Origin of the sequence: Pseudomonas sp. R62 (assembly GCF_000257605.1) — a bacterium.
GTDB classification, from domain to species: Bacteria; Pseudomonadota; Gammaproteobacteria; order Pseudomonadales; family Pseudomonadaceae; genus Aquipseudomonas; species Aquipseudomonas atacamensis.
On sequence record NZ_JH635998.1, the window covers coordinates 1,207,502 to 1,215,068 of the forward strand.

Annotated in this window: 8 protein-coding genes; 5 read left to right on the forward strand and 3 right to left on the reverse strand. The window is 60.9% G+C overall.

From position 1 onward, the window contains the following. The 5 genes from OQK_RS06880 to OQK_RS06900 form a co-directional block, all read left to right on the forward strand. Window positions 1-1,153, forward strand: a 1,153-nt coding sequence (locus tag OQK_RS06880; RefSeq protein ID WP_038861132.1) for an ABC transporter substrate-binding protein, incomplete at its 5' end; no start/stop codon positions are given. Between the two features lie 73 nt (window positions 1,154-1,226). Further along, a complete protein-coding gene (locus OQK_RS06885) occupies window positions 1,227-2,237 on the forward strand; it encodes an ABC transporter permease subunit (RefSeq protein ID WP_016771720.1) in 1,011 nt (336 codons plus the stop codon). Between the two features lie 11 nt (window positions 2,238-2,248). Next, window positions 2,249-3,175 carry an ABC transporter permease subunit gene (locus tag OQK_RS06890; protein ID WP_016771721.1) on the forward strand — a complete coding sequence of 309 codons (927 nt, stop codon included), beginning with the start codon at window positions 2,249-2,251 and terminating at the stop codon, window positions 3,173-3,175. Window positions 3,176-3,185: 10 nt separating this feature from the next. Beyond that, window positions 3,186-4,154, forward strand: coding sequence for an ABC transporter ATP-binding protein (locus tag OQK_RS06895; protein ID WP_016771722.1), 969 nt, complete (start codon window positions 3,186-3,188; stop codon window positions 4,152-4,154). After that, complete coding sequence (locus OQK_RS06900) at window positions 4,154-5,134, forward strand: peptide ABC transporter ATP-binding protein (RefSeq protein WP_016771723.1); 981 nt, start codon at window positions 4,154-4,156, stop codon at window positions 5,132-5,134. The genes OQK_RS06895 and OQK_RS06900 overlap by 1 nt, the downstream gene beginning before the upstream one ends. A gap of 207 nt (window positions 5,135-5,341) precedes the next feature. On the opposite strand, the gene OQK_RS06905 is transcribed toward OQK_RS06900, so the two are convergent. From OQK_RS06905 to OQK_RS31045, 3 genes are all read right to left on the reverse strand, one after another. Continuing rightward, window positions 5,342-5,605, reverse strand: coding sequence for a hypothetical protein (locus OQK_RS06905; protein ID WP_016771725.1), 264 nt, complete (start codon window positions 5,603-5,605; stop codon window positions 5,342-5,344). Window positions 5,606-5,764: 159 nt separating this feature from the next. After that, window positions 5,765-6,895: an MFS transporter gene (locus tag OQK_RS06910; RefSeq protein ID WP_016771726.1), complete on the reverse strand. Its 1,131-nt coding sequence runs from the start codon at window positions 6,893-6,895 to the stop codon at window positions 5,765-5,767. 481 nt (window positions 6,896-7,376) lie between these two features. After that, window positions 7,377-7,567: hypothetical protein (locus OQK_RS31045; protein WP_238537152.1), on the reverse strand; the 191-nt coding region annotated here is incomplete at its 5' end.

A 7,567-nucleotide genomic window follows, 5' to 3' on the forward strand; every position in this document is an offset into this window, starting at 1 on the left:
AAGCGTAGAAAAAGTCGACGACAACACGGTCAAGTTCACCCTGACCCGCCGCGAAGCGCCGTTCCTGGCCGACATCGCCATGGCGTTCTCGTCGATCTACCCGGCCGAATACGCCGACCAGTTGCTCAAGGCCAACAAGACCGGCGATCTGAACAACAAGCCGATCGGCACCGGCCCGTTCATTTTCCAGCGCTACGCCAAGGATGCGCAGGTGCGCTTCAAGGCCAACCCGGACTACTTCCGTGGCAAGCCGCCGGCCGACGCGTTGATCCTGGCGATCGCCACCGACAACAACGTGCGCCTGCAAAAGCTCAAGGCCAACGAGTGTCAGGTCGCGCTGTATCCGAAACCGGATGACATCCCGAGCATCAAGAAAGACAGCAAGCTGAAAGTCGACGAGCTGGACGCGATGACCGTTTCGTACATCGCCATGAACACCCAGCACAAGTACATGAGCGACGTACGCGTGCGCAAAGCCATCGACATCGCGTTCGACAAGGAAGCCTACGTCAACGCGCTGTTCGGCAAGGGTAACGCGTCGGTGGCGGTCAACCCGTACCCGCCGACCCTGCTCGGCTACAACCATGACCTGAAGAACCCGCCACGCGACCTCGACAAGGCGCGCGCCCTGCTCAAGGAAGCCGGGGTTCCGGAAGGCACCACCTTCACCCTGTTCACCCGTAACGGTGGCGGTCCGACCAACCCCAACCCGATGCTCGGCGCGCAGATGATGCAGGCTGACCTGGCGAAAGTCGGGATCAAGATCGACATCCGCGTGATGGAATGGGGCGAGATGCTCAAGCGCGCCAAGGCCGGCGAGCACGACATGGTCTCGGCCGGATGGGCGGGCGACAACGGCGACCCGGATAACTTCCTGACGCCTATGCTCAGTTGCGAGGCCGCCAAGAACGGCGAAAACTACGCACGCTGGTGCAACGAGAAATTCCAGGCACTGCTGGATGAAGCGCGGGCTAAAGTAGATCCGGCCGAACGCGCCGCGCTCTACGAACAGGCCCAAGTGCTGTTTAATCAGGACCAGCCATGGATCAGCATGGCCCATACTCGGATGTTCACTGCAATGCGCAACAATGTAGAGGGCTACCACATCAGCCCTCTCACCACTAATAACTTCGCCACCACCCAGGTGAAGTAGATAAGAAACGCCCGGCGTCCCTTACCTGAGGGACGCCGGGCACGCCTAACCGGCTGATGAGGTACCACACAAGATGTTTAGTTTTATTGCCCGCCGACTGGGGTTGTTGATCCCCACGTTTTTCGGCATCACCTTGCTGACTTTCGCGTTGATTCGCATGATTCCGGGCGACCCCGTGGAAGTGATGATGGGCGAACGTCGGGTCGACCCCGAAATGCACGCTCAGGCAATGGAACGCCTGGGGCTGAACAAGCCGCTGTATGCCCAGTATCTGGACTACATCGGCAAACTGGCCCAGGGCGATCTCGGTGAGTCGTTGCGTACCCGTGAAAGTGTGTGGACCGAGTTCACCTCTCTTTTCCCGGCGACCCTGGAACTGTCCATGGCCGCCCTGCTGTTCGCTGGCATCCTCGGGCTTCTGGCCGGGGTGATCGCGGCACTCAAACGAGGATCGCTGTTTGACCACGGGGTGATGGGCATCTCCCTCGCGGGCTATTCGATGCCGATCTTCTGGTGGGGCCTGATCCTGATCATGTTCTTCTCGGTGAGCCTGGGCTGGACTCCGGTTTCCGGGCGCATCGACCTGCTGTATGACATCGAGCCGAAAACCGGCTTCATGCTGATCGACACGCTGCTGGCCGATGACGTCGGCGCGTTCTTCGACGCCCTGCATCACCTGATCCTGCCGGCGATCGTGCTCGGCACCATTCCGCTGGCGGTAATCGCGCGGATGACCCGTTCGTCGATGCTCGAAGTGCTGCGCGAAGACTACATCCGCACCGCCAAGGCCAAAGGCCTGTCGCCGTCGCGCGTAGTGTTCGTCCACGGTCTGCGTAACGCACTGATCCCGGTGCTGACGGTTGTAGGTCTGCAAGTCGGCACACTGCTGGCCGGTGCGGTCCTGACCGAAACCATCTTCTCCTGGCCCGGCATCGGTAAATGGCTGATCGAAGCCATCGGCGCCCGGGACTATCCGGTGGTGCAAAACGGCATCCTGTTAATCGCCTGCCTGGTGATTCTGGTCAACTTCGTGGTGGACATCCTCTACGGCTTTGCCAACCCACGCATCCGTCATCAGCGCTGAGGTCAATACCCATGAGCACTCCAACATCCTCAGTAGCCACCGCCACGTCCGCCGTGGATCAAAGCCTGCTGTACCCGTCGCCGTACAAAGAATTCTGGCAAGCGTTCTCGAAGAACAAGGGCGCCGTTGCCGGCCTGCTGTTCATGCTGCTGATCATCTTCTGCGCGATCTTCGCGCCGTGGGTCGCGCCGCATAATCCGAGCGAGCAATACCGTGACTTCCTGCTGACGCCGCCGGCGTGGCTCGAAGGCGGGCAGATGCAATTCCTGCTCGGCACCGATGAACTCGGCCGTGACCTGCTGTCGCGTCTGATCCAGGGTTCGCGCCTGTCGCTGCTGATCGGCTTGTCGTCGGTGGTGATGTCGCTGATTCCGGGGATCCTGCTGGGTCTGTTCGCCGGTTTCTTCCCGAAAGTGGTCGGCCCGACCATCATGCGTCTGATGGACATCATGCTGGCCCTGCCATCGCTGCTGCTGGCCGTGGCGATCGTCGCCATCCTCGGCCCTGGCCTGATCAACACCGTGATCGCGATTGCCGTGGTTTCGCTGCCGTCCTACGTGCGTCTGACCCGTGCTGCCGTCATGGGCGAACTGAACCGCGACTACGTCACCGCCGCGCGTCTGGCCGGTGCCGGTCTGCCGCGTCTGATGTTCATCACCGTGCTGCCCAACTGCATGGCGCCGCTGATCGTGCAGGCAACCCTGAGCTTCTCTTCGGCGATTCTCGATGCCGCTGCACTGGGCTTCCTCGGCCTCGGCGTACAACCGCCAACCCCTGAGTGGGGCACCATGCTGGCCTCGGCCCGCGACTACATCGAACGCGCCTGGTGGGTGGTAAGTCTGCCTGGTCTGACCATTTTGCTCAGCGTGCTGGCAATCAACTTGATGGGCGACGGCCTGCGCGATGCGCTGGACCCGAAACTCAAGAACGCCGCCTGAGGAGATTCAAATGTCACTGCTAGAAATCAAGAATCTCAACGTCCGCTTCGGCGACAAGACCGCGACCCCGGTGGTCGACGGCCTCGACCTGAAAGTCGACAAAGGCGAAGTGCTGGCCATCGTTGGCGAGTCGGGTTCGGGTAAATCCGTGACCATGATGGCGCTGATGGGCCTGATCGAGCATCCCGGCATCGTCACCGCCGACTCGCTCAGCTTCGACGGCAAGGACATGCTCAAACTCAGCAACCGCCAGCGTCGGCAGATCGTCGGCAAAGACCTGTCGATGGTCTTCCAGGACCCGATGACCGCGCTGAACCCGAGCTACACCGTCGGTTTCCAGATTGAGGAAGTGCTGCGCCTGCACCTGAAAATGTCCGGCAAGCAAGCGCGCAAGCGTGCCATCGAACTGCTGGAAAAGGTCGAGATCCCGGGCGCCGCCAGTCGTATGGACGCCTACCCGCATCAACTGTCTGGCGGTATGAGCCAGCGTGTCGCGATCGCCATGGCGATTGCCGGCGAGCCGAAACTGTTGATCGCCGACGAACCGACCACGGCGCTGGACGTGACGATTCAGGCGCAGATCATGGATCTGCTGCTGGCGTTGCAGAAAGAGCAGAACATGGGCCTGGTACTGATCACCCACGACCTCGCGGTCGTGGCGGAAACTGCCCAGCGCGTCTGCGTGATGTACGCCGGTCAAGCCGTTGAAGTCGGTCAGGTGCCGCAACTGTTCGACATCCCGGCGCACCCGTACAGCGAAGCGCTGCTCAAGGCGATTCCCGAGCACAGCCTCGGCGCCTCACGTCTGTCGACTCTGCCGGGCATCGTCCCGGGCCGTTACGACCGACCGCAGGGTTGCCTGCTGTCGCCGCGCTGCCCGTACGTGCAGGACAACTGCCGCACCCAGCGTCCGGGCCTTGATCCGAAAGCCAACAGCCTCGCCCGCTGCTTCTACCCGCTGAACCAGGAGGTGGCGTAATGGCCGTCGTACTTACCGCCCGCGACCTGACCCGTCACTACGAAGTCTCCCGTGGCCTGTTCAAGGGCCACGCCACCGTGCGCGCGCTCAACGGCGTGTCGTTCGAACTGGAAGCCGGCAAGACCCTTGCCGTGGTAGGCGAATCGGGCTGTGGCAAATCCACCCTCGCCCGCGCCCTGACGCTGATCGAAGAGCCGTCATCGGGCTCGTTGCAGATCGCCGGTCAGGAAGTTGCCGGCGCCGACAAGGCCGAGCGCAAGCAACTGCGCAAAGACGTACAGATGGTGTTTCAGAGCCCGTACGCGTCGTTGAACCCACGGCAGAAAATCGGTGATCAACTGGCCGAGCCGCTGCTGATCAACACCAAGCTGTCGGCCACCGAACGTCGCGAGAAAGTCCAGGCGATGATGAAGCAGGTCGGCTTGCGCCCTGAGCATTACCAGCGCTATCCGCACATGTTCTCCGGCGGTCAGCGTCAGCGTATCGCTCTGGCGCGGGCAATGATGCTGCAACCGAAAGTGCTGGTCGCGGACGAACCGACTTCGGCGCTGGACGTGTCGATTCAGGCCCAGGTGCTCAACCTGTTCATGGATTTGCAGCAGGAGTTCAACACCGCCTACGTGTTCATCTCGCACAACCTCGCGGTGGTGCAGCACGTGGCCGATGACGTGATGGTGATGTACCTCGGCCGCCCGGTAGAACTGGGACCGAAAAACGACATCTACGAACGCCCGCTGCATCCGTACACCCAGGCGCTGCTGTCTGCGACCCCGACGATTCACCCGGACCCGAACAAGCCGAAAATCAAGATCGTCGGCGAACTGCCCAACCCGCTGAACCCGCCACCGGGCTGTGCTTTCCACAAGCGCTGCCCGTACGCGACCGAACGTTGCACCACGGAAGAGCCGCTGTTGCGTGAACTGGATAATCGGCAGGTGGCTTGCCACTACGCCGAGCAGTTCCTCGACGGCGCGGCGTAGGCCCACGAAATATCTCATGTGGGAGCGAGCCTGCTCGCGAATGCGGTGTAACAGTCACCAACATTGTCGACTGAAATGACGCTTTCGCGAGCAGGCTCGCTCCCACAGTGAGTTCGTGTTGATTCAAGAATTCATGCGATAACAAAACCCCTTCCACCTCGATTGCGCATCAGTCGAGGCCGAAGGGGTTTTTCTTTGCCCGGCGATCTACGTCTGGCTATCGCCTTCGTCATCCGGGTCATCGGTATCCGGCTCGTCCGTGGTCGAGTCGTCGTCATCGGCGCTGCCACCCTGATTCATATCCCCCGGTTCCGACTCGGACTTGGCGAGCATCAGCCCGCTATGCCCGACCTGCCCATTGAACGCCTGAGATTCGTGATCCTCGCACTCGGCCCATGCCGTTGCGGTGCCGAGGGATAGCATCACCATCACTTTCAACAACATCAAAACCCGTAGCAATCTGCTTTTCATGGCCGACTCCATCCTGTTGCGCTAAGACATGCTTGCCGGACTGGCTCGATGTGAAATCTAGTTGCGATCCGACCGGCTCACCACTTAGGACGCGACCGCGCAGGCAGAAATGCCATCGACCGCCAGATTGCTTTCGAATAACCCTGATAACCGAATCAGCTAAGCGCCGCGCGTGGCCTGCCAGGTCAATGGAATCGAGAGCAGCACCAGCAACGCACTCATCAGCCACACACTGTGCCCGCCAAACTGGCCATACAGCTGACCGCTGAGCACCGGCGACAACAACGCGCTGGCGCTCCAGCTCATGAAGAACAGCCCGAAGTACTGACCGCTTTTGCCGCTCTGGGCAAACTGCATCGCCAGTACATTCAACGGCGGCATGAACAAGGCCTCGCCCAGCGTCCAGATCAGTGTCGACAGACAGACAAAAGCCAAGCCGGAACCGAACGGCAACATGCCCAATCCGCAGGCCAACAGCACACTGCCGACGAGCATTTGCCAGCGCGAGCCCCAACGCTCGACCGAGTGCGACAGCGGGATTTGCAAAGCGATCACCAACAGCGCATTGAGCCCGAACTGCCAGCCAATCGCTTCGGTGCTCAGGTGGTAGTAATCACGCAGATAATTGCCCAGCGTGCTGTAGACCGTGTCGAACGCAATGCCGAGCACGGCCGTCGCCGCCAGCAGCCAGAGGAACGGCTTGTCGCGAAGCGGCACGCTCGAGCCATCGATCGATTCGTCTTCAACCACCAGCACCGGCCGCCGCCACGTCGTGCGCACGAACCACAGCAACGCCAGCATCGTCATCGCCGCACTGACAAAAAACACCCAACGAAAATCCGCCTGCGCCAACACCCCACCGGCCACCCCGGCAGCGGCCATGCCCAGATTACGCGCCACCCGACTCAGAGCCTGCGCACGGGAACGTTGCGCGACTTCGCAATACTCCATGATCAGCCGCTGATGCAACGTCCGAATCGCCCCATCGATGACACCGCTGAGCAACAACAAACCGGCCAGCCACGGCACCTGCGTCACCAGCCCCAACAGCATCAGCACCCACACCGAAACGAAAAACAGCGCCGCCGTCAGCCGCGCCGTGCGCACATGATCACTGAGCCAGCCGCCGAGCATCGAACCGACCAGCAACCCGGCGCCATAGGCCGAAAGCAACCAGCCGACGGTTTCAATCGCCAGGCCCAGCTCCTGACGCAGGTACAGCGCCATGAACAACTTGACCATGGCGCTGAGGCGGTTGATGAACAACAGCGCCGCGAGGACCCAGGCCATGGGGGTGAAATAGCCTTTAAGAAGCAGCAGGGGATTCAGCCGACTTGTCACTCCATTGACCTCTTCAAACGACTTGCAGGGACTGGAACACTACCGGTCAACATGGCGGTTGTCGCATACCAGCACATCCAAAACACGGAAATAAGGAACCGCCCTACAACACGCCGTAGGAAATGTCGCAGGCTGAGAACTTTTGACCTTGCTTTTCAGGCTCGCAGTCTTCAACAACCGAATTGGATTGAGTGCATCAAACAGAAAATCGTCGGCTCGCAGATTGCCTTCGCGAGCAGGCTCGCTCCCACAATTGGATTGGGGACGACCTCAAGAAACAGGCCGACTGTCAGGCCGCCTTCGCGAGCAGGCTCACTCCTACAATTTGACCGCGTACCTCCTCAGAAACAGGCCGGCTGTCAGGCCGCTTTCGCGAGCAGGCTCGCTCCCACAATTGGATTGGGGACGACCTCAAGAAACAGGCCGGCAGTCAGGCCGCTTTCGCGAGCAAGCTCGCTCCCACAATTGGAGTGGGGACGACCTCAAGAAACAGGTCGGCTGTCAGGCCGCCATCGCGAGCAGGCTCGCTCCCACAAAAAAAGCAAAGCAGCGCAGCTGCCCGCGGCAAAGCCGCCCCACTCAACAATGAGCGCAAGCTCGAGTGCTTTTGATCTTGCTGTT